General features: G+C 36.7%; 29 protein-coding genes. 11 read left to right on the forward strand and 18 right to left on the reverse strand.

Annotated elements, in window-relative coordinates:
* Window positions 1-339, reverse strand: coding sequence for a tRNA-binding protein (locus IWB64_RS00940; RefSeq protein ID WP_194532251.1), 339 nt, complete (start codon window positions 337-339; stop codon window positions 1-3).
* A gap of 103 nt (window positions 340-442) precedes the next feature.
* Between IWB64_RS00940 and IWB64_RS00945 the strand changes: the two genes are divergently transcribed.
* On the forward strand, window positions 443-1,000 hold the full coding sequence (locus IWB64_RS00945) for a thioredoxin family protein (protein ID WP_194532252.1): 558 nt from the start codon (window positions 443-445) through the stop codon (window positions 998-1,000).
* A gap of 29 nt (window positions 1,001-1,029) precedes the next feature.
* On the opposite strand, the gene IWB64_RS00950 is transcribed toward IWB64_RS00945, so the two are convergent.
* Window positions 1,030-1,572, reverse strand: a complete 543-nt coding sequence (locus IWB64_RS00950; RefSeq protein WP_194532253.1) for a YfiT family bacillithiol transferase — start codon at window positions 1,570-1,572, stop codon at window positions 1,030-1,032.
* A 108-nt stretch (window positions 1,573-1,680) separates the two neighbouring features.
* Between IWB64_RS00950 and IWB64_RS00955 the strand changes: the two genes are divergently transcribed.
* Both IWB64_RS00955 and IWB64_RS00960 read left to right on the forward strand, forming a co-directional pair.
* Window positions 1,681-2,319: a peroxiredoxin gene (locus IWB64_RS00955; protein ID WP_194532254.1), complete on the forward strand. Its 639-nt coding sequence runs from the start codon at window positions 1,681-1,683 to the stop codon at window positions 2,317-2,319.
* A 307-nt stretch (window positions 2,320-2,626) separates the two neighbouring features.
* A complete protein-coding gene (locus IWB64_RS00960) occupies window positions 2,627-2,821 on the forward strand; it encodes a cold-shock protein (RefSeq protein ID WP_013994176.1) in 195 nt (64 codons plus the stop codon).
* A gap of 537 nt (window positions 2,822-3,358) precedes the next feature.
* Here the strand turns inward: IWB64_RS00960 and IWB64_RS00965 are convergent.
* From IWB64_RS00965 to IWB64_RS00975, 3 genes are all read right to left on the reverse strand, one after another.
* Window positions 3,359-4,291, reverse strand: a complete 933-nt coding sequence (locus IWB64_RS00965; RefSeq protein WP_194532255.1) for a peptidylprolyl isomerase — start codon at window positions 4,289-4,291, stop codon at window positions 3,359-3,361.
* 164 nt (window positions 4,292-4,455) lie between these two features.
* Window positions 4,456-5,838 carry a M28 family peptidase gene (locus IWB64_RS00970; protein ID WP_194532256.1) on the reverse strand — a complete coding sequence of 461 codons (1,383 nt, stop codon included), beginning with the start codon at window positions 5,836-5,838 and terminating at the stop codon, window positions 4,456-4,458.
* On the reverse strand, window positions 5,838-6,719 hold the full coding sequence (locus tag IWB64_RS00975; RefSeq protein WP_194532257.1) for a PPK2 family polyphosphate kinase: 882 nt from the start codon (window positions 6,717-6,719) through the stop codon (window positions 5,838-5,840). Before IWB64_RS00975 ends, IWB64_RS00970 begins: the two co-directional genes overlap by 1 nt.
* A 199-nt stretch (window positions 6,720-6,918) precedes the next feature.
* On the opposite strand from IWB64_RS00975, the gene IWB64_RS00980 reads away from it, so the two are divergent.
* Complete coding sequence (locus tag IWB64_RS00980) at window positions 6,919-7,608, forward strand: hypothetical protein (protein WP_194532258.1); 690 nt, start codon at window positions 6,919-6,921, stop codon at window positions 7,606-7,608.
* A 58-nt stretch (window positions 7,609-7,666) separates the two neighbouring features.
* Here the strand turns inward: IWB64_RS00980 and IWB64_RS00985 are convergent, their stop codons facing one another.
* From IWB64_RS00985 to IWB64_RS01030, 10 genes are all read right to left on the reverse strand, one after another.
* Complete coding sequence (locus tag IWB64_RS00985; RefSeq protein ID WP_194532259.1) at window positions 7,667-8,830, reverse strand: sigma-54-dependent transcriptional regulator; 1,164 nt, start codon at window positions 8,828-8,830, stop codon at window positions 7,667-7,669.
* A 13-nt stretch (window positions 8,831-8,843) separates the two neighbouring features.
* The gene (locus IWB64_RS00990; protein WP_194532260.1) at window positions 8,844-9,719 is read right to left on the reverse strand and encodes a DUF6268 family outer membrane beta-barrel protein; all 876 of its coding nucleotides are present in this window, start codon (window positions 9,717-9,719) and stop codon (window positions 8,844-8,846) included.
* 1 nt (window position 9,720) lies between these two features.
* Window positions 9,721-10,647: a mechanosensitive ion channel family protein gene (locus tag IWB64_RS00995; RefSeq protein WP_194532261.1), complete on the reverse strand. Its 927-nt coding sequence runs from the start codon at window positions 10,645-10,647 to the stop codon at window positions 9,721-9,723.
* Window positions 10,648-10,649: 2 nt separating this feature from the next.
* Complete coding sequence (locus IWB64_RS01000; protein WP_194532262.1) at window positions 10,650-11,978, reverse strand: ABC transporter permease; 1,329 nt, start codon at window positions 11,976-11,978, stop codon at window positions 10,650-10,652.
* A complete protein-coding gene (locus tag IWB64_RS01005) occupies window positions 11,971-12,912 on the reverse strand; it encodes an ABC transporter ATP-binding protein (protein WP_194532263.1) in 942 nt (313 codons plus the stop codon). The genes IWB64_RS01000 and IWB64_RS01005 overlap by 8 nt, the downstream gene beginning before the upstream one ends.
* 184 nt (window positions 12,913-13,096) lie before the next feature.
* Window positions 13,097-14,230 (reverse strand): molecular chaperone DnaJ, encoded by a 1,134-nt coding sequence (gene dnaJ, locus IWB64_RS01010; RefSeq protein ID WP_194532264.1) that lies wholly within the window; start codon window positions 14,228-14,230, stop codon window positions 13,097-13,099.
* Window positions 14,231-14,239: 9 nt separating this feature from the next.
* On the reverse strand, window positions 14,240-14,785 hold the full coding sequence (locus IWB64_RS01015; RefSeq protein ID WP_194532265.1) for a nucleotide exchange factor GrpE: 546 nt from the start codon (window positions 14,783-14,785) through the stop codon (window positions 14,240-14,242).
* Between the two features lie 204 nt (window positions 14,786-14,989).
* Window positions 14,990-15,955 (reverse strand): TIGR01777 family oxidoreductase, encoded by a 966-nt coding sequence (locus tag IWB64_RS01020; RefSeq protein ID WP_194532266.1) that lies wholly within the window; start codon window positions 15,953-15,955, stop codon window positions 14,990-14,992.
* 128 nt (window positions 15,956-16,083) lie between these two features.
* Complete coding sequence (mnmD, locus tag IWB64_RS01025) at window positions 16,084-16,743, reverse strand: tRNA (5-methylaminomethyl-2-thiouridine)(34)-methyltransferase MnmD (protein ID WP_194532267.1); 660 nt, start codon at window positions 16,741-16,743, stop codon at window positions 16,084-16,086.
* 1 nt (window position 16,744) lies between these two features.
* A complete protein-coding gene (locus IWB64_RS01030; RefSeq protein WP_194532268.1) occupies window positions 16,745-17,239 on the reverse strand; it encodes a DUF4920 domain-containing protein in 495 nt (164 codons plus the stop codon).
* Between the two features lie 118 nt (window positions 17,240-17,357).
* Between IWB64_RS01030 and IWB64_RS01035 the strand changes: the two genes are divergently transcribed.
* Window positions 17,358-18,410, forward strand: a complete 1,053-nt coding sequence (locus IWB64_RS01035) for a branched-chain amino acid aminotransferase (RefSeq protein ID WP_394370045.1) — start codon at window positions 17,358-17,360, stop codon at window positions 18,408-18,410.
* A 98-nt stretch (window positions 18,411-18,508) separates the two neighbouring features.
* Here IWB64_RS01035 and IWB64_RS01040 read toward each other — a convergent pair whose 3' ends face one another.
* On the reverse strand, window positions 18,509-18,895 hold the full coding sequence (locus tag IWB64_RS01040; protein WP_194532270.1) for a pyrophosphohydrolase domain-containing protein: 387 nt from the start codon (window positions 18,893-18,895) through the stop codon (window positions 18,509-18,511).
* 372 nt (window positions 18,896-19,267) lie between these two features.
* Here IWB64_RS01040 and IWB64_RS01045 point away from each other — a divergent pair, with 372 nt between their 5' ends.
* From IWB64_RS01045 to IWB64_RS01065, 5 genes are all read left to right on the forward strand, one after another.
* Complete coding sequence (locus tag IWB64_RS01045) at window positions 19,268-19,447, forward strand: hypothetical protein (protein ID WP_194532271.1); 180 nt, start codon at window positions 19,268-19,270, stop codon at window positions 19,445-19,447.
* Window positions 19,448-19,503: 56 nt separating this feature from the next.
* Window positions 19,504-19,875 carry a fluoride efflux transporter CrcB gene (gene crcB / locus IWB64_RS01050; protein WP_194532272.1) on the forward strand — a complete coding sequence of 124 codons (372 nt, stop codon included), beginning with the start codon at window positions 19,504-19,506 and terminating at the stop codon, window positions 19,873-19,875.
* Between the two features lie 292 nt (window positions 19,876-20,167).
* On the forward strand, window positions 20,168-20,506 hold the full coding sequence (locus tag IWB64_RS01055) for a P-II family nitrogen regulator (RefSeq protein ID WP_194532273.1): 339 nt from the start codon (window positions 20,168-20,170) through the stop codon (window positions 20,504-20,506).
* A gap of 28 nt (window positions 20,507-20,534) precedes the next feature.
* Window positions 20,535-21,767: an ammonium transporter gene (locus IWB64_RS01060; protein WP_194532274.1), complete on the forward strand. Its 1,233-nt coding sequence runs from the start codon at window positions 20,535-20,537 to the stop codon at window positions 21,765-21,767.
* A gap of 114 nt (window positions 21,768-21,881) precedes the next feature.
* Window positions 21,882-22,958: an outer membrane beta-barrel protein gene (locus tag IWB64_RS01065; protein ID WP_194532275.1), complete on the forward strand. Its 1,077-nt coding sequence runs from the start codon at window positions 21,882-21,884 to the stop codon at window positions 22,956-22,958.
* 76 nt (window positions 22,959-23,034) lie between these two features.
* On the opposite strand, the gene IWB64_RS01070 is transcribed toward IWB64_RS01065, so the two are convergent.
* Window positions 23,035-23,685, reverse strand: a complete 651-nt coding sequence (locus IWB64_RS01070) for a DUF1684 domain-containing protein (protein WP_194532276.1) — start codon at window positions 23,683-23,685, stop codon at window positions 23,035-23,037.
* Window positions 23,686-23,769: 84 nt separating this feature from the next.
* On the opposite strand from IWB64_RS01070, the gene IWB64_RS01075 reads away from it, so the two are divergent.
* Window positions 23,770-24,507: a DJ-1/PfpI family protein gene (locus IWB64_RS01075; protein ID WP_194532277.1), complete on the forward strand. Its 738-nt coding sequence runs from the start codon at window positions 23,770-23,772 to the stop codon at window positions 24,505-24,507.
* 6 nt (window positions 24,508-24,513) lie between these two features.
* Here the strand turns inward: IWB64_RS01075 and IWB64_RS01080 are convergent, their stop codons facing one another.
* Window positions 24,514-25,926 carry an alpha/beta hydrolase gene (locus IWB64_RS01080; RefSeq protein WP_194532278.1) on the reverse strand — a complete coding sequence of 471 codons (1,413 nt, stop codon included), beginning with the start codon at window positions 25,924-25,926 and terminating at the stop codon, window positions 24,514-24,516.
* Window positions 25,927-25,957: the final 31 nt, after the last annotated feature.

Below are 25,957 nucleotides of genomic sequence, written 5' to 3' on the forward strand. Positions count from 1 at the left end.
TTACGATATTTTCAGTCCGTTGGCAACTGTAGCTTTCGGTTGTAAAAGCTCTACATCCTTGCCATTAACGGCGCCCAATATAAGACATTCACTCATGAAGTTTGCAATTTGCTTTTTAGGGAAATTTACTACGGCAACCACCTGAGTATCTAAAAGTTGTTTCTTAGTATATAGCGTAGTGACTTGTGCAGATGTTTTCTTTACTCCTATTTCTTCTCCAAAATCTATATGAAGTTGATATGCAGGATTCCGAGCCTCGGGAAAATCATCTACTTTAATAACCGTTCCGACCCGCATATCTATCTTTGCAAAGTCCTGCCAATTTATCGTATCGTCCATGTTATTATTTAGTATTTAAAGAAGATGAAGGTAAAAATAGATTATGGTTTTGCAAAGGCGCTCAAAATACTTTTTATAACTTTAAGTTTTAATTCAACTAAAAATGTCAAGAACTCCTAGTAATATGCTTCCGTTAGGAACATTAGCCCCAGATTTTAATTTATTGAATACCCAGAACGGAGAGCAAGCATCTCTTACTAATCTGAAAGGCCAAAAAGGAACTGTTATAGCCTTTATATGTAACCACTGCCCCTTTGTTAAGCATATTAACCAAGAATTTGCAAAATTGGCAAGAGATTATCAACCTAAAGAAATAGGTTTTGTTGCTATTTCCAGCAACGATGTTGAAAATTACCCACAAGATTCTCCGCATCTAATGAAACAAGTAGCCTTGGAAGAAGGTTATACTTTCCCTTATCTATATGATAAGACACAGCAAGTTGGTAAAGATTATGATGCTGCCTGCACACCTGATTTCTATTTATTTGGTGCTGATTTAAAATTAGTATACCGCGGTCAGTTAGATGATTCCCGACCAGAAAATGGCATTCCCGTAACCGGAAAAGATTTAAGAAATGCCATTGACGCCTTACTTGAAAATAGGCCGATAAGTGAGCTACAAAAGCCTAGTATTGGTTGCAACATCAAATGGAAAAAGTAACATTTCTTTTTTTTTTAACGTAGATAATACTACCAGCCCTTTCTCTCGATTAAATTAAAAATTTGAGCAAAGTGATGTCTTCCATGCCACGCATAAGTTCCTATATTCTCATCTAATGACACTTCCGTATTATTGTGAGGATGAATAAAAGTCTTTTTAAGTTGAAGACTAGAAAGTCCTTTTAATAAATAGACTAATTTACCATGAACCGCTTTTAAATGATCCAGTGATAATTGAATAGGTGCGGTCTTCGTATCAAAAAGTTCTGCCCAAGCCTTTTCATCATAGGCTTTTATAATTGGGTTATCCTCAGTAAGCGCCCATTTAAATCGTAAATAACTATTATGGTGACTATCTGCAATATGATGCACCGTTTGCCTTATTGTCCACCCACCAGGCCTGTAAGGGGTTTCTAGTTGTTCCTCTGTTAAATCCTTAACCATACCCTCCAGTTCTTCGGGAATCATTTCCAAAATATGAATCCATTCCTGAATTTGGTCATGAGTTATCTGTTCTGGTTTTTCAAATTTTCCTATCGGGTATTTTAACTGCTCTAAATCTATTTTTTCCATGCACTAAAAATAGGAAACTTTAATACATTTTTAACCATAAACCTAAGGTCGTCTTTCTATAATCTACTAATTTTATAGGATTAAGTTTCAAACCTAAAAACATATATAATGGCAACAATACGATTGGGCGATAAGGCCCCTAATTTTACAGCAGACAGTTCTATTGGAAAAATTAACCTTTATGACTATTTAGGAGATAGTTGGGGGATACTTTTTTCTCATCCTGCAGATTTCACCCCAGTTTGTACCACAGAGTTAGGTACAGCTGCACAATTTAAGGGCGAATTTGACAAACGCAATGTAAAAATGATAGCCTTAAGTGTAGATGGTGCCGCATCTCACCTTGAGTGGATAAAAGATATTAATGAGGTTCAAAAGACCAATGTAGAGTTTCCTATTATAGCAGATGAGGACAGGAAAGTTTCTGACTTGTATGATATGATTCATCCAAAAGCAGACAGTACGTTAACAGTCCGTTCCGTATTTATAATAGCACCAGATAGAACAGTAAAATTAATGCTGACTTACCCAGCTTCTACTGGTCGTAATTTTTATGAATTATTACGTGTTATAGACTCTTTGCAACTTACGGCTAATCACAAAGTAGCAACACCTGCCAACTGGAAAAATGGCGAAGATGTTGTTGTAAGTCCAGCAATTCCTACAGAAGAAGCAAAAAAAATGTTCACTAAAGGTGTTAAAGAGGTAAAACCTTATTTGCGCATGACACCAGACCCAACATTGTAAAATATTTCTAGATGATAATAAAGCTATCTGTAAATTAAAAATATAGATGGCTTTATGATTTCTTTAATTCTTACAAAAAAATTACAAGAGCAGCTACTTACAAACTCATTGCTTTTGCCGTCGTTCAATTGAGTGTCTATTTTAAAATTCGTAAAAATCTCAGAAGAAAGCTGTTAGCCCATTTACAGGGTAGATGAAATATTTTACAAATAACGTTCAGTTAAAGTAAATATAACTTAGTTAAAATCATTGAATTAATTTTTTATAGTTATATTTGTGCCATAATTTAATTTAATTTTTTTGTATTATGAGTAAAGGAACAGTAAAATTCTTCAATGATTCCAAAGGTTACGGTTTTATCACTGAAGATGGTTCAAGCGAAGATCACTTTGTACACATTTCTGGTTTAATCGATGAAATTCGTGAAGGTGACGTTGTAGAATTTGAGCTACAACAAGGTAAAAAAGGATTGAACGCGGTAAATGTGAAAGTAGTTGACTAAGAAAGACGCATAAACTTTTTTTATACAAAAGCCCTGTTACCAATGGTAACAGGGCTTTTTTTTATTTCACATAAGTAAGTAGTGACAATCTTGTCGTATTTTTCATACATTTGTTCTAAAGTTTTTAACGCAACCCTTTTGCTATTTGTGCGTCTAATTAAAGACTAGGTTTCCCCCAATTAACCAAACAATAGAATATGCTTGCTTTCTTTGGTATTATTTTCGTGTTGCTTGTGGTAAATATTATTTTACTAATCCTGAGCACAGACAGAGCAAAGAACTCCCGATAAACGGTATTGGGTAGATTCATTGATTCTTTAGCCGAGTGGACAAAAACCACCCTGCCCTCCTCTACCATGTTTTTTTTTAATTAAAATCACCAACATAAGTATTATAATGTGGCCTCCTAAACGTAGGTATATTTGATTGAGACACTCATCCAAGAGATACTCTTAGACTATAGAGCAGTTAAAAAAGAAAGCCCTGACATTTCTGTCAAGGCTTTTCATTATCTATTAAAAGAGCAAAGTTGCTTTTTTATTTAACACCCATTAATTCAACATCAAACAATAATGTAGCATTTGGAGGTATAACACCACCAGCACCTGCGCTACCGTATCCTAAGCTAGAAGGTATCACCAATCTGGCTTTATCTCCTACTTTTAAAAGTTGAATACCTTCATCCCAACCTGGTATTACTTGACCAACTCCTAATTGAAAATCTATTGGTTCATTGCGTTTATAAGAAGAATCAAAAACCTGACCGTTCAATAAAGAACCTTCATAATGAACTGATACAGTTTGACCTTTTTCAGCCTGTGCACCACTTCCTTTTTGAATCATCTTATATCTCAATCCACTTTCAGTCTCATCAAAGCCAGCAGCTATTTTATCTAATTCTGCAGATTGCTTGGCCTTTTCTTCAGCTAAACGTTCTTCTTTAGAACTCTTAAACTTGGCAAAACTCGCAAGAGCATCCCATTTCTGAGCTTCATCACCTACACGAACGATTTCAACACTGTTTATTTTATCGCCTTGAGCGATTGCATCTACCACATCTTGACCGCTTTCAACCTTACCAAAAACAGTATGCTTGTTATCTAACCATGGTGTTGGTACATGAGTAATAAAGAACTGGCTACCGTTAGTACCAGGACCGGCATTAGCCATAGAAAGTACACCTGGCTCCGAATGGTTAAGGTCTGGGTGAAATTCATCATCAAACTTATAACCGGCATCACCGCTACCAGTACCTTGTGGACATCCACCTTGTACCATAAAATCGGGGATTACCCTGTGGAATTTTAATCCATCATAATATGGCTCACCTGCAGCTTTTGCAGAATTATCTTGTTTTCCTTCGGCAAGGGCAACAAAGTTACCTACCGTACCCGGAGTTTTATCATGAGTTAGTTTTACTAATATCTCACCTTTATCCGTATTGAATTTTGCGTAGATTCCGTCTTGCATTTTTCATTTTTTTAATGAGCGGCAAAGATAGGCAAATTTGTTCAAAAATCTTGGACGCAAACCTTAGCACTAATCAATTCTACATCTTTCTATCCAAAGTAAAAACCCAATTATTTGAAGAACAAAAAAAATTCTTAACGGTCTTCTCCCTAGTTTTAAAGAGTCTACTTTACAATACCATATTTATCGAACAAGTAAACTAAACTAGCCATGGTAGCAGCCCCAAGTTCCAACTCACGCTCATTAACATGTTCAAACGTATCGTTTTCTGCATGATGGTGCACAAAATAACGTTGTGAATCAGGTCTAAGACCTGCCAACACCATGTCATCACTTTTTAATGGTCTAATGTCTGCACCGCTATATCCTTTTTCAAAAAGATGAATATAATAGGGTTCAAAAAGGCTTTTCCAACTATGAACTTGTTTCAGATTTTCATCCGAACAGTCAAAAGAAAATCCGCGTGGTGTAAAACCACCAGCATCACTTTCCAAAGCAAAAACGTGCTTTTCCTTTTTTCCACTGGCTACCTCTGCATACTTATTGCCTCCTCTTAGTCCATTTTCCTCATTCATAAACAACACAGCACGAATGGTTCTTTTTGGCTTATACCCTGTGGCTTTCAAAAGGCGAAGTACATCCATACTTTGCACACAACCGGCACCATCATCATGAGACCCATCTCCTAAATCCCAAGAATCTAAATGACCCCCTACTACCATTATTTCGTTTGGAAACTCACTTCCCTTTATTTCACCAATAACGTTAAAAGAATCAACATCATTAAACTGCTTACAATTCTGTTTAAAATAAAACTGAATCTCTGTGTTTAACTTTAAAGTAGTGCTCAACAATTCCGCTCCCTTAGTACTTATAGCTGCCGCAGGGATTCTTTTTGACACCGGTGTATCTCCATAACTCATAGACCCTGTATGCGGATAATCATCTAATCGCAAATTCATAGACCTAACAATTATCCCAACCGCTCCGTATTTTGCCGCCTCCTCTGCTCCTGAATAACGTTGATCTACACAACCTGAATAGGAAGCAAAAGTGCTAATTACAGTAGGATCCATTGGCCTATTATAAAAAACGATGTTACCTTCTATCTTAGCCTTACCTAACTTTTGTAAATCTTCAATACCTTGCACCTCAACAACACCTGCCTTAATTCCTTGTAGAGGCGTTGCTACAGACCCACCAAGTGCACAGATAGGCACATTGGTTGAAAGACCTGGGCTGGTTTCAAAATAAGCGAATTCCGGTGTGCCACGAACCCATTTAGGTACTTTTACCGGCTGAAGCCAAACACGGTCAAGACCCAAAGAATCTAACTGAGCCTTAGTATATTCTACCGCTTCTTGTGCTTGAAGGCTACCAGATAACCTACCCCCTATTTGATTAGAAAGATAATTAAGCCAGTCATACGCCTTACCATCAGTAAGTGCTTGATTATATATTTCTTTTAACTGTTTCTCATCTTCGTTTTGGGTATAGCCATTTACACTAAGACCTATACATAGTAGGAAAAGGATTATTTTCTTCATTAAACTTCTTTTTCTAATTGTTCTTTATATTTTGCCAAGTTGGCCTTAATTTTATCATCAAGCTCCGGCTCCTTAATATCCTTATATTTTTTTAGTTCTTCCAGTAAGACGGAAGCCACAATTACTCGTGCCTCCTTTTTATTATCTGCCGGAACAACGTACCATGGAGCGTGTGGTTTTGAAGTCTCGTTAATAGCTTCTTCATAAAATTTCTGATACGTATCCCACAACTTTCGTTCTTCAAGGTCTGCTGGAGAGAATTTCCAATTCTTACGTTTCAACTCCAACCTTCTAAGCAACCTTAACCTTTGCTCTTCTTTTGAAAGGTGAAGAAAAAACTTGAATACGATTGTACCACTTTCAGCAATATGCCGCTCAAAGTTATTTATCTGCTCAAAACGTTTGTTCCAAAATTTCTGGTCAATATCCGATACCGAATGAATACCGGGAATATGTTCTCCTAGTATATATTCTGGATGAACACGGGTTACCAAAACATTCTCATAATGAGTTCTATTGAATACCCCAAACTTTCCTTTTGCTGGTAAAGCTATGTAGTGTCTCCATAGAAAATCATGACCTAACTCCAATTTGGTTGGGACCTTAAAACTATGCACCACAACACCACGTGCATTAAAATCTTTAAAAACTTCACGAATTAAACTGTCTTTTCCAGCGCTATCCATACCCTGAAGGCAAATTAACACACTATACTTTGAGTGAGCGTAGAGCGTATCTTGAAAATCACCCAGCTCCTCACGGATGGATTCTAAGTCCTTTTTTAGTTTTTTATCACTAACGCCAAAATCTTCTCTAGTAGCACATTTTGACAACTCAATGCTCTTATCGACCCTAAATGAGGTTGTTTTTTTTCCATACATAGGCTGAATATAAAACTATTTTACCGTTGAACGGTTGTGAATGTTAAAAAAAATGACCGTTTAACAACAGAAACTTCCGGTTCATCCAAAATACCTTAGAGGGGGCGCCATCCATCGAAAAAACTACACGTTAACCACCTGACTGGGCTAACTTTACATTGTAATAATCCCAAATTTTACAGCACATAAAACTTACCATATGAAGTTATTTTACTTTATACTATTTCTATTCATATTTACCTTTTCTTCCTCTTATGGGGCCAGTCAGGATTGTGATTACGCAACCTCTAATATAGGTTACGTAAAAAACCAGACCAAGAAAGCTCTTTCTATGAAAGACTTACAAATGACTCGTTTCTACACGTTTAAGGCGCTAACTGCCCTTGAAAAATCAAAAAATAATATTGCAGAATGCGGTTGTGAAGAAGCTTCGGACAGTGCTCTGGAAAATATTGAATATTTAAAAAACGCTACTAAAGCCACTTCTCTTGCTGGTGCTCGAATATTATTGAACAAAGCACTTTTATATAGCGTAGAAAGCCTGGAAGCAATTGCAAACCATGATGAGCATGGTAGTATATATGGTTCTGATAATTTGATTATGAACGTTACAAGTTCCAAAAAAGAAGAGACTATGGCTTTTCTTGACAATACTAAAATACGCCAGAGAATAGACACTTCTTTACTGAAATATAAAACTTCTTTAGATAAGGTAATCAATACCGTAGATTGCACCGAAGCTCGTGCTTTTGCTCAAAATATTTACGAAAACTGCGAACAAGAACTTTTAAAACCACACTTGTCTGAAAGCAAGAAATATTACAATCTTAAGACCAAAGAAATTACGGAGAAAGCTCTTGACCGTTTAGGTAATTGCGGAAGAAAATAGGATTATTTTATAATCCTATTCTAAGCTTCGGGATATTGTAGCTACGTGAATATGCAAATTATTTACTAGCAAATAGTTTTACATCTTCTTCTGCCACTTCTTTTCCTCCTAAGATGATTAAACGCTCTACAACATTTCTTAGTTCTCTAATATTCCCTGTCCAATCATAACTTTTAAGAAGTTTGATGGCTTTAGCCGAAAAAACCTTAGGTGCAATACCCTGTTCAGAAGCTATTTTTTTAGCAAAATGCTCTATAAGCAACGGAATATCATCCCGTCTATCGTTCAAAGCAGGAACTTGAATTAAAATTACCGCCAATCTATGGTATAAATCCTCTCGGAAATTACCTTCTTCTATTTCCTTTTTAAGGTTTTTGTTCGTTGCAGCAATAACACGCACATCTACTTTAATATCTTTATCAGTACCTACTCGTGAAATTTTACTTTCCTGAAGAGCTCTGAGTACCTTAGCTTGGGCAGATAAGCTCATATCACCAATTTCATCAAGGAAAATTGTGCCTTTATTAGCCGCTTCAAATTTACCGGCACGGTCCCGTACTGCGGATGTAAAAGCACCTTTTACATGACCGAAAAGTTCGCTTTCTATTAATTCTGAAGGAATAGCGGCACAATTCACCTCAATAAAAGGACCACCGCTACGGTAACTTTTTTCATGAACCCAATGTGCTACCAGCTCTTTACCCGTACCGTTTGAACCCGTAATAAGCACACGGGCATCAGTAGGAGCCACCTTCTCTATCATATCTTTAATGATGGTAATCTCTTCACTACTACCGATCATCTCATAATTCTTACTCACCTTTTTCTTCAAGACCTTATTCTCAACAACCAATACTTTGCGATCTACCGCATTTCGTACAGTTGTCAAAAGACGGTTAAGATCTGGTGGTTTTGAAATGTAATCAAAAGCACCGAGCCTCATAGTGTTTACTGCAGTATCTAAGTCTCCATGGCCCGAAATCATTATAAAAGGAATTTCTGGCTTTATTTTACGAGCAGCTTCCAATACTTCTACACCATCCATTTTTGGCATCTTAATATCGCAGAGCACAAGATCGTAATCATTGTTCTTAACAGCTTCTAAACCTTTGAGACCGTCTTCTGCTTCTTCCAGTTGATAACTGTCGCTTTCTTCGGAAAGAATCTTAACCAGTACACGTCTAATTGCGGCTTCGTCTTCGATTACCAATATTTTGGGCATAGTATCTTAAATTTTAAAGTCCTATTCTAAATCCTGTTCTAAAGTAGAAACTAGGATTGTCATTTAATGTAAAAATATCATTTCTATCTTCATCTCTCAATACTCCATCTTGAAATACCGTATGACCAGCATAAGCATAAAGAAATGTATTTGCTGCTAATTTATATTGATACCCCACAGTAACTAATGCGGCCGATGATGATACCGAAGAAGCACTTGTTGTATTAGGTAGAACGATATTATTCTGTAAATTCACATAATAACCATCAAAAATAAATTCAGTCTGAAATTGATGCTTTTCTTTCATGTGATATTTCATTCCGGTTTTGGGCAATCCCACAACATAGCTCCAGTTCTTATGAAAGCGTTTTTCATAATAGAAAATAGGTAAGGGTACACGGAGGGCAACGGTAGAATTATAAGCAATACCCAATACCATTATAGAAGGTTTATCTATATTCTTCTTCTCTTTCAGAAACCCTGCCGTAGCATTCACCGAAAAATCTCCGTTTTCTATAGGGTTTGATAAGGTAGATGACAACCGAGGTGTAACCACGCCTATAAACCGCCAGTTTGGCGTAAATTTCCAAACGTAGGCCATATTAAAATCTACCACATGAAATTGCTTTAGACCAGCGCTACTAAAGGGAAGCTCTCTTTGTAAATTATAAGCCAACCGGTTATATTCTACTCCAATAACCAGATTATTAGAATCTTGTACTTTTATAGGCACGTTCACCAAAAGCTTCATCCTAGATAGTTCCGCATCCGAACCGTTTCTTGGCATCATCATATATTCTGCCCTTACTATGTCTGGAGTTTGGCTTAGACCAACAAAAGAACACAAAAGAAAAAAGACAGCACAGGTACTAAATTTTCCGCTATTCACTCTATTTTTCTTCTATATTATTGGTGTTACTATATTGAAACGGTTGCTGTTGAATAATATGTATATCTCTTTGTGGAAAAGGTATAGAAATATTGTTCTTTCTAAATTCCTCGTCTAATTTATAACGCATTTCACTTTTAACTTTAGTGACATTAAAACTATCAATTGTATAAAAATTAAGCGTGAACAATAAGGCTGAGTCGCCAAAATCTTCGAAAATTACAAATGGTTTTGGACTTTTCAATATACCCTTTTGTCCACCTGCAATAGTTTCTAAGATTTTAGTCGCCAAATTAATATCGCTACCATATGCAATACCAATTTTGATTAGCTCCCTGGTTGTTTTATGGTTTTGGGTATAATTATAAATGATATCACTTATAAACTTATGATTGGGAATGATGATTACTTTATCATCTCTAGTTATAGCTCTGGTTGTTCTCAATTTTATTTCAAACACCTTGCCAACCTTACTATCTATTTCTATAATATCACCTACATGAAGGGATTTATCGATAATAATAAAAATACCTCCAATAACATCTTGAAATAGTTCTTGTAAGGCTAGGCCCAAACCAACAAAAAGTGCTGCAGATGCCGTAAGAAGAAGTGTTATATCTATACCGGCCGCACTCATAGTCAAAAGTATAACGACTAAATAGACTATGTATCTTATGAACTTAAAAACACTAACAAACTTAAGTTTATCTTCAGCTTCCATACGTTGCGTCATAAGTATACGCAACCATTTTAGCACAAACCCCGTAATCAAGAAAACAACGGTAACCAGCAGTAAAAGCCCAATAGTAATGTTAATGGAGTTCTCTCCTTCTCCATACCTGAGACCAAGATTAAGAAAATTCTTAATCCCTTCCCAAAGACTTTCTTCTAGAATTTCTTCTACCTTACTTTGTGTTTCTTGAATCATGCTCAATATCTTAACCACTTGAACAATTCCTTATAGCTTGGTTTCTTACCGTACATAAGAATACCTACCCTATAAATTTTTGCAGCCAGCCATACAATACCTATAAAAGTAACGATTAATAGAATAATAGAAGTGACCAATTCCCAAACGGGCACACCACCTTCTCCAATACCTCCTGGCAGGCGCATGAGCATAACAATTGGTGAGGTTAATGGAAATAATGAAAAACCAACAGCAATAGGGCCATGTGGATTACTAAAAACCGAAAAGAAACCTACATAGATAGCTAGCATTAGAGGTAAAATAATCGGGAAAATAAATTGTTGGGTATCCGTTTCATTATCCACTGCAGCTCCTATTGCCGCATAAATTGAACTATAAATTAAATAACCCAGAATAAAATATATCAAAAAGAAAGTAATAAGCATCACCCACGGAATCTTAAAAAGTTCTTGGGCATATAATTGCATGGTCTGGTCCACGGTAGGCAAGCTAGGCCCCATATTTGGTGTAATGGATGCTCCCGCATTCATTGCAGATGGGTCTATGTCAAAAACAGCAAATGATATCACCAAAAGAATACTTGCGGATATGATCCAAATAGCAAATTGAGTAAGCCCTGCTAGAGAAGTACCTATAATCTTGCCCAACATAAGTTGAAACGGTTTTACGGATGAAATAATCACCTCAATAATTCGGCTGGTTTTTTCTTCTATTACACTCCGCATAACAAAACCTCCGTAGATGATAATGAACATCATGATCAAGTAGCCAAAACCACCACCAATAAAAGCCTTTATTTCATTTATACCCTTAAGGTTCGTCTCTCCAGAAAAAGTTTCCGTATTCATCTGAAAATGAGTATCCATCTTTGCGAAATCTGCCGCAGAGATACCCAATTGATGTAATCCTTCCTGACGTAATCGTTCTTGAAAAGTATTCTCAAGTCTTTCTACCACTTGGCTAGGAGGAGCATCTTTTGTGTAAAAAAAAGAACGTTCCGTTACTGCTCTTACAGTTGAATCTTTTGGTATATATAAAAGACCATCAAAACCCAAACTGGCAACAGAATCTTTTGCCTCTTGTAGTGTAACATCTCTAAAATCTACAAATGCCGTGGTAGCACTAGGCACAAAATCATTTGAAAAATAATTGCTCTCGTTTAATATACCGATAACCCGAGATTCGTTATCATTCAGTTTGGCCAAATATGCAACAAGAACCACCATTGCGACCATAAGAATGGGACTTAAAAATGTCATTATAACGAAAGACTTATTCCGCACCTTGGCCAAATATTCCCTTTTTATAATCAGTGGTAATTTATTCATCTAAACCTTTTCCTTTACTTTGTACCGTTTGTATAAAAATATCACTTGTAGACGGGATGGTCTCTACAAAATGATTGATGTTCGCTTTTGATGCCAAATAAGTCAATAATTCTCCTGAATCGTCTGTAGGTAGTTGAAGGGTAAAATCTAACTGATTTTCCTTAGCATCAAATTGAGAAGCGCTTATTGTAAATTTATCTGTTAGTTCTTTTAAAAGTACATCTGCATTATTCGTCTGCAAGCCCACATTAAATATGTTATTCTTATAGGCTTTTTTAATATCAGACAACTTGCCGTCCAGTATTTTTTCGGAGCGATGTATTAATGCAATGTACTCACAAAGTTCTTCTACAGATTCCATTCTATGGGTCGAAAATATTATTGAAGTCCCATTATCTCTTAGCCTAAGTATCTCCTCTTTTATAATGTTTGCGTTAATGGGGTCAAACCCGCTAAATGGCTCATCAAAAATTAAGAGTTTTGGCTCGTGTAATACAGTTACAATAAACTGTATTTTTTGCGCCATACCTTTAGAAAGTTCTAGAATTTTTTTGTTCCACCAATCGCCTATCTCTAAACGTTCGAACCAAAATTTCAATCTCTTTTTTGCTTCGGTTTTTGACAATCCTTTTAACTGCGCAAGATAAAGTGCTTGCTCCCCCACCTTCATACTCTTGTATAGACCTCTTTCTTCTGGCAAGTATCCAATTTGGGCAATATGCTCTGCTTTTAGAGGTTTACCATCAAACAAAACCTCACCACTATCTGGGTATGTAATTTGATTTATAATACGAATAAGTGTAGTCTTTCCGGCACCGTTAGGACCTAGGAGTCCGTAGATACTATTTTCAGGAATCTCTAAAGAAATTTTGTCTAGAGCGGTATATTCTCCAAATTGTTTGGTAACCTCTTTAGTGACCAAAATATTGTTCATACAAGCAATTTTGTCAAAGATAGTTTTTTGTCTTCACAAGACGTTGCCAATATCTTTAAAAACAAAACCCACCCTTAAGTAAATCAAGGATGGGAAAAAAATTGCTATGAAAAAGAAAATTAATATTGGATTACCAATATTAAACCAAATATACGTTTTTTATTTAAAACCCAATAAAATGGATTTATGAGAACATATCCTTTACTTTTTCAAAGAATGACTTATCAGATTTCTCAGGTTTTGGTATAAAATTTTCATTGTTCTGCATTCGCTCAAAGAAGTCTTTTTGCTCTTTGTTCAACTCTTTTGGAGTCCAAACATTTACATGAACCAATAAATCGCCACTACCATAACCATTAAGGCTTGAGATACCTTTACCTCTTAAGCGTAATATTTTACCCGATTGAATACCGGACTCTAGTTTTATGCGGACTTTCCCAACAACAGCATCAATTTCTTTAGAAGTGCCTAAAACAGCTTCAGAAAAGCTAATGTACAAATCATAATGCAAGTTATCTCCCTCACGTTTTAAAGTCTCGTGATCTATGGTTTCAATAGCCACTAACAAATCTCCAGGGATTCCATTATTGCCCGGTGCATCGTTACCTTTATTTGGCACCTTTAATTGCATGCCATCTTCTACCCCTGCTGGAATATTGATAGATACTGTTTCTTCAGAAACTTTAAGCCCTTGAGCATCGGCATCACTAGGTTTTTTATCTAAAACCTGACCACTACCTCCACAAGTACTACAGGTTGCTGCAGTTTGCATACGACCAAGAATTGTATTGGTAATTTTGGTCACCTGACCAGCACCACCACAAGTTCCACAGGTCCTGTATGTAACACCGCTTGCCTGTTTTTTTCTTTTGACCTTTATTTTTTTCTCAACGCCATTGGCTACTTCCTCTAAGGTCAACTTTACGCGTATACGTAAATTACTTCCTTTAACCCTACGTTGGCCGCCGCCAAAACCTCCTCCGCCGAAACCTCCTCCGCCACCGCCACCAAAGGCGCTACCGAAGATGTCTCCAAACTGACTGAAGATATCATCCATATTCATTCCGCCACCGGCACCTCCAAAACCGCCAGAACCGTCAAAAGCGCCATGTCCAAACTGGTCATAACGTGCTTTTTTGTCAGGATTGCTCAATACTTCATATGCTTCCGCAGATTTCTTGAACAATTCTTCAGCCTTGGGATCACCCTGATTCTTATCTGGGTGATGCTCCAATGCCTTTTTTCTATAGGCTTTTTTTATCTCCGCTGCGCTGGCACTTTTACTAATGCCAAGTACCTCATAATAATCTTCCTTCATGCTTGATTTTTAGTTTCCTACAACCACTTTTGGATGACGAATTATCTTATCGCCAAGCTTAAACCCTTTTTCAACGACATCTACAATCTTGCCTTTGAGATTTTTATTGGGAGCAGGTATTTGTGTAATAGCCTCATGTAAATCTGCATTGAACACATCGCCTGCTTCTGCTTCTACCTCTTCCAATCCTTTAGATTTCAAGGTTTCGCGAAACTTTACACGAATAAGCTCTACACCTTTAAACATTTCTTTGTCCTCTGATTTGGCCATCTCTTTTAAAGCACGCTCAAAATCATCCAAAACCGGTAACATAGAAACCATAATTTCTTGCCCGGCTGTTTTAAATAGCTCTACCCGCTCTTTTGAAGTTCTTCTTTTGAAGTTCTCAAACTCAGCGAACAACCGAAGGAATTTATCTTTTTCCTTCGCAAGGTCTTCCCTTAGCTGTTCTTCTACACTTAGTTCTTCTTGCTCTATATTGCTCTCAGACGTTGCTTCAGTTTGGTTTTCATCCAAAACTTCTTCAAAATCTTCTGTATTTTGTTTATCGCTCATTGTGATACAATTTGAATTCTCGTTTAAGGTTGGCAAAAGTACTGCCATTTATTTAAAAATGTCAAAATGTCATTAAAAAAGAACCCATAACATGTCTCTCTATGCTTAACAGACAACAATCCAACAATACGTTGAATACAAGTCATAAAAAAACACCTACAAATTGTAGATGTTCTATTCATTTTTTCCGTACAAATATCTATTCTAGGAAGTATATTCTTTTGTAAAAGACCCCATTTCAGATGATTTGGTACATTCCGGGCTACTATATATTGCTTCTAAGGCCAAACATACATTAGGGAAGGTAAAATTAAAACCTTCTTCCTCTATTTTTTTACAACTTACCCGTTGGCTCGCAAATAACAAATAAGACATTTTGCCCAAAACTATCTTCATTGCCAACTTAGGTATATTAGGCAGCACAACCGGTCTATCTAGAACCTTGGCTATTTCTTTAACAAGCTTAGTATTCGTTACAGGATTAGGACCTACACCGTTATAGATACCTTCCAAACCATATTCCACAACAAACATAAAAATCCGTGCCAAATCAGAGATATGAACCCATGACTGCCATTGTTCGCCAGTACCAAATGCAGCTCCCAAATAATTCTTTACCGGTTTGGCCATTTCTGGAAGCGCCCCACCATTGCAAGACATTACCAAACCTATTCTTACTTTGGCTACTTTAAAATTAAAACTATTGAATTTATCTATTTCATTTTCCCAAGCCTCTACTACTTCCCCTAAAAAACTATCATCTACGGCTGTTTCTTCTTCCGTATAAAATTTGCTCAAAGAATCTGGGTATCTGCCAATTGCAGATGCCGAGACGAAAGAGAATATATCTGTTGTATCAACCTTTTCCAACGCAGTATGCAGCGTTCGCAAAGAATTGACACGGCTAGACATTATTTCTTTTCTATAACTGGAGGTCCATCTTTTGGAGATGCTGGCACCTGCCAAATTTATAATAGCAGAAACTCCGACAAGGGAATCTAAATCGATCTCTCCTTTATCAGGGTTCCAATAATAACCTTGAAATTTGGGCTCTAAAGTAATTTTACTTTTACTGGTAGTAAGATAATTTACTGCAATATCTTTCTTGCGGCATTGCTCTACAATCGCACTGCCTACCAGACCTGTTGCCCCTGTAATCAGTATTCTCATAAACCAAAGATATAGGATTTCCAAATCACCTGACTATCATTTAATTCGGATTTAACACTAAACCGTGTCCATATGTTAAGAAAATGGGATGACCTGTGTTTCCTTAACTTTTCTTTATAACTAAAAAGCTACTTTCTGGCTCGTAACATTTCTCTTTTTCCTGGTGGGCCAGGCAAGCGCTCAACTTCAAAACCTACCGCAAGCATAGCTCTTCTTACACTACCCTTGGCTGCATAAGTAACTAAAACTCCACCTATTTTCATGGCGCGATACATTTTTAAAAAGATAGCTTCCGTCCATAATTCCGGTTGAACTCGGGCACCAAAGGCATCAAAATAAACGAGATCAAAAACATTCTCATCCGCTATATCGGCAAAAAGCTTTTGCTCTTTTTTAAGAATAAAATTTTCAGAAATTAGAATATCGCTTTCCCAGGGAGACTGGTGCATTTTTTTAAAATCCTTTTGGAATTCTTCGGCCTTCAATTCAGAAATATAATTGAGCTGCTCTAATTCTTCCGGAGAAACAGGATAGGCTTCCACTCCTCTATAAGACACTTCTGTATTACTTTTTTTCGATTCAATATGGGTTATTAGGGCATTAAGACCTGTACCGAAACCTATTTCAAGAATATCTACCTTTTTTCCAAAGAAAAGGGACAGACCGTGTTTTATAAATACGTGATATGCTTCTTGTACAGCCCCGTGTTTTGAGTGGTACTGTTCATCCCATTCAGAAATCTGAATAGTCTTAGACCCGTCTCCTGTGGTAATAATCTTTCTTTCCAAACTATTGATTTTTAATCAAAACGCCGTCTGCTTCAAAACCGAAGGTTTTTTTAGGTTCCGTAATTTTCGCTATCTCCGACTCTGCTTCTCCTCCATCTTTAGCGTAATGCTTTTGGTCTTCCACGCTCATAGCTTCAACATAGGCATAACCGTTTACAATTACCTCTTTTCCCGTTATATCACTTGGCATAAAAAAACCGTAGTCTTTAAAGCGGACCATAGCTTCTTGTCCATCATCTAACTTTAACTTCATCCAACAGCCTTTTACTTTACAAACATCTGTTACCGTGGCTTTAAATTTTGTCCGAAGCGTATCTTTAGCCGTCATTTTGTCAAACTTCATTGTCATTTCGGTATCGGTCAAGACATTACTAACCTCTAGATTAGCACCAATAGTTTGATAGTCAACACCATCAAAAGTGACCTTTTCTGTTTCTTGGCCTCTACAGGCCAAAACCACCATAAAAACCGCAAGTAAATTGTTAAATAGACGCATTTCCGATAAAAATTAGATTTGTACCACAAAACTGGACATTTTATAACGAAAAAAGAAGAACAGGTAAGGATAAATCGTTAATTTTAATTTTTTAATTTTAAAAATTATGAACTCGACCATGCAAAAAATCAGCATCGAAAAGGTAAAAGAATCCAAAATCGAACAAGTAGATTTTAACAATCTTGCCTTTGGCAGTGTATTCTCCGACCACATGCTCGTCTGCGATTATAGAAATGGTGCTTGGGAAACTCCAAAAATAACTCCCTACCAACCTATTAGTCTTGATCCATCTGCAAAAATCTTTCATTACGGTCAATCTATTTTTGAAGGAATGAAAGCCTATAAAGATGATAAGAACAAAACGTGGCTTTTTAGACCGTTAGAAAACCATAAAAGATTGAACGTCTCGGCAAATCGCATGGCTATCCCAGAATTACCAGAAGAGTTTTTCATGGAAGGACTTAAAACGCTTTTGGAATTAGATAACCAATGGATTCCAACGACCGAAGGAAGTTCTATGTATATAAGACCATTTATATTTGCATCCGGAAATGGCTTTCATGCCTCTCCTGCTGATGCTTACAAATTTATAATCTGTCTTGCACCATCTGGATCTTACTTCTCAGGAAAAGTAAAAGTCCTTATTGAAGAAAAGTATTCCCGTTCAGCTAATGGCGGAGTAGGTTACGCAAAGACCGGTGGTAATTACGCTGGCCAGTTCTACCCTACCCAATTGGCGGTATCTAAAGGTTACAACCAAGTTATTTGGACGGATGATAGCACTCACGAATATATTGAAGAAGCTGGTGCGATGAATATTTTCATTCGTATTGATGACACCTTAATTACGGGTCCAACCAGTGACCGTATATTAGATGGTATTACCAGAAAAAGCATCTTACAACTTGCCGAGAAAAAAGGAATAAAAACAGAGGTAAGAAAAATTACTGTTACCGAAGTGGTTGAAGCTGCCAAAAACGGAAGATTGAAAGAAATGTTCGGAGCTGGTACTGCCGCTGTTATTTCTCCAATTTCAACATTTGGCTATAGAGGAGTAGATTATGATTTACCCGAAATAGAAAATAGCTTTGCTTCACAAATGAAGAAAGATATTACTGATATTCAATATAACCGTTCCGAAGATCCATTCGGTTGGAGAGTTGGTCTTTAAAAAGTAATTACTTTTACGTATTCCATATTATAAGGATATAAAAAAAACGGTCACTATTTATTAGTGACCGTTTTTTTTATGCCTTGCAAACTACAAACCTACCCTTTCAAAATCTCGGAGATATTAGGTTTAAAATAGCTGGGGCCTTTTAAGACTTTCCCATCTTCGCGGTAGATGGGTTTACCGTCCGCACCTAACTTGCTCATATTACTGCGTTGTATCTCATTAAAGACCTCTTCTATTTTATGCTGCATACCGTGCTCTAATATTGTTCCGCACAATATATAAAGCATATCACCCAAAGCATCGGCAACCTCAACAAGGTCATTGTTCTTCGCTGCCTCAAAATACTCATTGTTCTCTTCGTCCATCAAATTAAAACGAAGCAAATTCTTAGCTTCTCCCAAATCTGCTTTCATGGTTTCCGAAACGCCTTGCCCAAAAGAGGTATGAAAAAGCGCTACGGCACTTAGTTTGTTTTTCATCTATAGTTGTATTGAATTAAAAATAGTTTCTGCCAATAATAGCGTAATTTTGCCGAAAAATAAAGAATATGTTCACCACCGGACAAATCGCTTTTGCTGCGATTTTTGCTAGCTGTTTTATCGTTATTATCTTTTTCTCTTACAGGAAAGACAAAAAATTACATGCAAAAAACTACAAAGGGGTGAAATGGGTAGGACTTTTATTCATAGCATTCGTAATAATTCTCCTCTTTATTAAGCATTTCCTTAAATATTAAGACAATCTTCACAGTTTCGTTAAAAGCACCGATTTTAACGACCAAAAGCCGTTTTTTGACGTATAACATAACAAATAGCGTAATTTTGCGTTATCTATTCCAAAGGGGCAATATTATGATGACTTTTTTCACAATACTTTTAGTACTTATTGGAGCAAACGCTCTGTTTATGGTATTCAGTCTAAGTGGAGCAACTAACGGAGGTAAAAAATCCGAAGGAAATGTATCTAAATCTACATCTTCTAAAGTTTATCCTTTAAACAATCTTTCTTCTAAACTTAAGAAAGCGGTTTAACAAGTAAGTGCTAAATGCACAGTTCATCTGATAAATTATTTACGTAATTTGCACCGATGAAACAATTGTTACTCGTATTCTTAGGAGGTGGCATAGGTAGCATGCTTCGCTATCTAGTTTCTAAATCCCTCAATACCCACTTTCAATATTTCTTTTTAGGTACTTTTTTAGTCAACATTATAGGTTGCCTGCTCATTGGTCTTATTTTAGGGCTTTCTATTAAAACCAATTATCTGACCCCAAACCAAACGCTTTTACTAGCAACAGGATTTTGCGGGGGCTTCACTACTTTTTCTACTTTTGCTTTTGAAAAACATTCGCTCTTAACTTCCGGCGAATTAATACACTTCTCTATTTACCTAATTGCCAGTGTAGTAGTTGGCATAGCTGCAGTATCCTTTGGCCTATGGCTATCAAAATTGCTATAAATTAAAATTTTATAACAGCTAACCCCTCTTTTTGTTAAAAAACTAGCACATTCAGCAGAAAACTTAAGATTATCTAATCTTATGGCAGTTTTTCTTCATTTTTTTCAATTTTCCTTTACTTTTTGCAGATTTAAATCAACGAAAAATCATTTTTGAGCAAATATTATTGGATACCCCAAAAAATATAGGGGGTATAATTCCTATAAACATAAAAATAACTACTTAGACCCCAAAATTTTTAGGGTGTTAATAATTTTAACATACATTTGTTTCTCTAATTAATATAATACTTATGAAACAAATCGAGGCAATTATTAGAAAATCTAAGTTTGATGAAGTTAAAAAAGCACTACATCAAATAGAGGTTAACTTCTTCAGTTACTGGGATGTAACCGGAGTAGGAAATGAAAAACAAGGTCATGTATATAGAGGTATCTCTTATAGCACGAGCGACATTCAAAGAAGATACCTTTCTATAGTAGTATCTGATGAATTTGCACAACGTACTGTTGACACCATTCTTGAAACAGCCTACACTGGCAATGTTGGAGATGGAAAAATCTTTGTTTCTGAAGTTGTAGAAGCATACAGAATCCGTACGAAAGAAAACGGACAATCTGGAATCAACTAAAAATCACCAATAACTAAACTTTATAGAAATGGACGCAGGATTATTTACAGCAAATAACGTTTGGATGATGTTGGCTACCGCCTTGGTATTCTTCATGCACACCGGATTTTCTTTTTTAGAAATCGGCCTTACAAGACAAAAAAATACAATAAACATATTATTTAAGAACATCTTTATTATTACAGGTGGGCTTTTACTCTATTACGCATGGGGATTTAACATGATGTACCCCGGTTTTGAAGAAGGATCTTCAGGAATTTTCGGATTTGCAGGCTTTGGTATTGCAGCCCCTGAAAACGGAATGACTCCTGAATATGCAGATGGAGGTTACACATGGTGGACTGACTTCTTGTTTCAAGGTATGTTCGCAGCAACAGCAGCAACTATAGTATCTGGTGCAGTTGCAGAACGTATTAAAATTGGAGCCTTTATGATTTTCACTGTTGTTTACGTAGGACTTGTTTATCCTATAGTAGGCGCTTGGAAATGGGGTGGCGGTTTCTTGGATTCATGGGGTTTCTATGATTTCGCAGGTTCTACATTAGTTCACTCTGTTGGAGGTTGGGCCGCATTGGTTGCTATCTTCCTATTAGGATCACGTATTGGTAAATTTGATGAAGACGGTAAGCCAAAAGCAATACCTGGTCATAGTATTCCAATGGCAACAGCCGGTGTACTTATCCTTTGGTTGGGATGGTTTGGTTTTAACGGTGGTTCTGTACTATCTGCTGATCCAGAATTAACCTCTCTAGTATTGGTAACTACAAGTTTAGCTGCAGCAGCAGGTGGTTTTGGAGCTATGATTTTATCAACTATACTTTACAAGAACTTGGATTTAACTATGTTCTTAAACGGTATTCTTGGTGGTCTAGTTGGTATCACGGCAGGTGCAGATTTAATGTCTCCTAATGAAGCCGTAGTTATCGGTTTCCTAGCCGGTCTATTAATTGTTTTTGCAGTTTCTCTAGTAGATAAAATGAAATTAGATGATCCAGTTGGTGCCGTTGCGGTACACCTTGTATGTGGTATCTGGGGAACTTTGGCAGTTGGTCTTTTTGGAGCAAAAGCCGGTGGTGGTCAATTTATGGTTCAGCTGTACGGTGTATTGATCGTAGGTGCCTTCTGCGTAATTTGTACATTCATTATCCTAGGTGCCTTAAAAGCTACTATGGGACTTAGAGTAAGTAAAGAAGAAGAGATCGAAGGTCTTGACATTCATGAACATGGAATGGATGCTTACCCAGATTTCATAAACGATTAAATATATTAATTAGAAACGGAGCGTTTTACAGAACGCTCCGTTATATAACCCTTTCTAAATCTTCACAGATTACAATTAAATCATTCCTAATAGGGATAACAAAATAAAATACAGATGAAAGCGATTACAAATACAAAATACGTAAAAAATCTATTTTTTCTAGCAATACTGCTTTTCTCTGCAACAGCTGTTGTTGCACAAGAGGAAGAAGAAGAAACTGAACCAAAGTTTACTTTTACCGGTTCTATTGACGCATACTACCGCGCTAATCTAAACGGAGATAACTCTGCGCCAGATGGTGCTCCAAACGCTGCGCCAGGTTCATCATTCGCAAATTTGCCAGGTTTTTCGTTAGGTATGGCAAACTTTGTTGCAGGTTATGAAGGCGAAAAAGTTGGTTTTGTAGCAGATTTAGTATTTGGCCCAAGAGGAACAGATGCTATATTCGCTTCTCCAATTTATTCAGCAACAGGTAATATAGTAAATCAATTATATGCCTACTGGAATGTAAGTGACGCTGTTACTTTAACCTTTGGTAACTTCAATACGTTCTTAGGCTATGAGGTTATATCACCGGTTGCCAATTTCAACTATAGTACGTCTTACTTGTTTTCTTATGGTCCATTTTCTCATACTGGTTTAAAGGCTGATATTGCCTTATCAGATGATTTCAGCTTAATGTTAGCAGTAATGAACCCAACTGATATGACCGAATTGAATGTTACAGGTAAATATACATACGGAGCACAAATAGGATATAGCGGACAGTATTTAAACCTATTGATTGATAACGGTGCTTACGAAGTTGATTATACAGGTGGATTTGATTTATCTGATTCTTTCTTCCTAGGATTGAACGCAGCTTATTTTGATGGTGACGGCGCAGGAAGTTTTGCTGGTGCAGCAATTTACCCTCAATTAACAACTTCAGAAAGCTTTGCAATTGGTCTTAGAGCAGAATATTTTGCTGAAACTGACTCTTTCGGAGCTATTGGAACAAGTACTGCCGATGGAGATGCAAGTGTATTTGCGGTTACTTTAACAGGTAGTGCTACTATCGGAAATTTGATGATCAAGCCTGAACTTCGTTTAGATACGGCTTCAGATGATTCTGGATATTTTCTTGATAGTGACTTAATGGCGCAAAAGAGCTTATCTTCTTTTGTTTTAGCTGCAGTGTACTCTTTCTAAAAAAGATTTTTAATGGTTAAGTGTTTATAGTTTAAGCTAATTTATGTAAAGACCCTGACGTGAAACGTTGGGGTCTTTATTTTTTGGTAGGCTCAAAAGCTTTTACACCTGCAAGTATCTCCGTATCCAAATTATTTATGCCGGGCACAACAGGACAAGAATACTTCTTATTATAAGCACAATATGGATTGTAGGCTTTATTAAAATCGATAATTATAGTATCACCATCAGGTATTGAGAGATCAATGTATCTACCACCCGTGTACGTCTCTACACCATTGGTGTTATCTGTGAAAGGCAAAAACAGGTAATCTCTATAATTCTCTTGTTGCATCAGCTCTTTATTTTGATACACCTCTAATTGTCTGTTCTTTCCTTTTAAAGTAAAATGAGCAATACCATAAACCGTTTCCTCAGAGGAATCGCCGGTAGTACTGGGCATTAAAAAGGGTAATGCCTCCGGCGTACGAACAAACTTGGCAGTTACAACATAATTGGTATCAGGCGCAAAGAAATCCAATGCTTCAAAATTCATTCTGTAACGATCCGGTAATGGAGACGTTTCAGGGTCTTTGAACTCCTTATTTAATTCCTCTTGATGGTCCAAGATAGCCTGTAATGCATCGGTTTCAACAACCACTACCTTTTCTTCAGGTGCATCATGATATTTTTTATCGGTCTTACATCCCAAAATCATAAAGGAAAAAACCAAAACAAGAATTCGCATACAATCAATTTTTACAACAAAAATACAATATAAAGTTATTAACCTAATTGAACCGATTGTACATTGCAGTGTAAAAGACCAAAAATGAACAAACTTTATTCAATACTGCTCACCCTAATCTTGTTTTACTCCTGCAACACACCAAAAGAACAGCCTACGACCATAACAGATTTACAACGAATTGTGCCAGAAATCTCTCCTGATCGTTACAACGTAGCCTTCCTAATTATGGACGGAACTTTCAATACGGAGCTAACAGCTCCGTTCGATATTTTTCAACATACTAAATTCCGAGAAAACATAAAGGCCATGAATACTTTTACCGTAGCAAACACATTGGAGCCTATAACCACTTTTGAAGGTATGCGCCTATTGCCTGATTTTGATTACACAAAGGAGCAACTGCCACCAATAGATATTCTGGTAATACCTAGTGCGGAACATCATTTAGACACAGATTTGAAGGATACCATAATGCTAGATTTTGTTCGGAAAATAGATAGTTCTGCCCTATTTATGACGAGCCATTGCGATGGCGCTTTTGTTTTAGCAAAAGCCGATGTACTTAAAGATAAAACCTCAACTACCTTTCCTAGTGACATTGAAGTATACCGAAAGATGTTTCCCAACTTAAAAGTAGCCGATAGCGTTCTATTTGTTCACGATGGAAAATATATTACTTCTGCAGGAGGCGCTAAAAGTTTTGAAGCAGCCCTCTACCTATGTGAATACCTATACGGAAAAGAAGTTACTGATGCCCTAGCTAAAGGCTTGGTCATTGATTGGAACTTAACGGAAACGCCACATCTTATTGTGAACTAACAGCTATTACTCTTCAATAATGTTATAGCGGGCACCTTTTAAATATTTCTCGACCAATTCATTAAACTCTGGCGTAATGCGTAACAATGCAGTATTTTCTAGCCCATAAAGTTCACTACGGTTCTTATACCCTTTTTTCAGAAGCTCCTCTAAGTAAAAAAGAGCTGTACCATAATCATCTGTTTTGGCAGTGTAGGATATGATTTTTAAGTAACTTTCATAATTATCTGGCTCAATGACAGTCTTCAGCATCCATAAAAAATTTAAGGCTTCTCCATCAATCGGCTCTTCTGCGCTTAGCATATCTACATTATCAGAGACCAATGCTTTCAAATAACCTTCCAAACGTTTCCCCATCTTTTGCCCAAGCACTACTGGATTTTTTTGAAATTTTTGAAGATCTTCCATTTGGTATTTCCACCACCCTAAATTGTTGTAATTATAGGTAAGAATATCTTCCTCCAAGTAATAATTATACTCATCTTTAATTAAGCTTTCTTTTAAAGAGAGCGCATTCTGAGTTCTATTTTGATTTTTAAACAATCGGCTTCTTCGTACCGCCTTTCTACTAGCTTTTATAGAATCTAAAGGTATAAAAGGCTGGTATATCTCGGACATCTCTTCCAACCAGTTATCGGCTAATACAGGTTTGTTTGCGGTATACAACCTATTTACTTTTACCAAATCCGCTGTGTAGTTTGCATCAACATACGCCTCATCCTTTGTTACATTACCTTTAGCCATAGCTGCCATTGTCAAAAGTCTAAGAGCGGAACTCAAATCTTCTGTTTTAGGCCATTCATGTCCTCCATCAAAAACCAATAACTGGTTAGGGAATTTCATTCTGCTCAGTACTTTTTCTACGATCAACATGTCAGAATAACTAAAATCCTCATCACCCACAATTCCAATAAAATGAAATGGGTTTCTACTGGTAAGCACCTCAAAATTAGCTACTGCCGCACCACAAGCAACTACGCCTTCCACTCCCTGTATAAAAGTAGGAATCAAAGTAGAGAACCTGCCACCGGCAGAAAAACCACTCGTATATATGCCTCTCTTCCTAATGGGTAACATTGTTGTTACCGTATTAAACATTCTACTAGTAATTAATATATTTTTAGCAATAGATAGTGTATCACTAATATTGTTGGAAGCCGCAAGCACAAATCCTTGTTCTTCAGCTGCAGCACTGAACATAGCTAGAGATTGTTTGCCTCTACCGTTCATATCAAAAACAAATACTACCGGCCAAGTTTTAGAAACCTCAAACTTCTTTGGCAGGTATAACGAAAATGTCTCAGGAATTGTATCGTTTACAATTAACGAATCTATTATTACACCTTTTTTTAATGTGATATTTTGGGCAGAACCAATAAACGTAGCACTAAGGGCCAGTAACAGTAGTATTCTTTTCATAAAATTTAATCATCAAAAATCTAGCCAAACG

Source organism: Zobellia nedashkovskayae (assembly GCF_015330125.1).
Lineage (GTDB): Bacteria > Bacteroidota > Bacteroidia > Flavobacteriales > Flavobacteriaceae > Zobellia > Zobellia nedashkovskayae.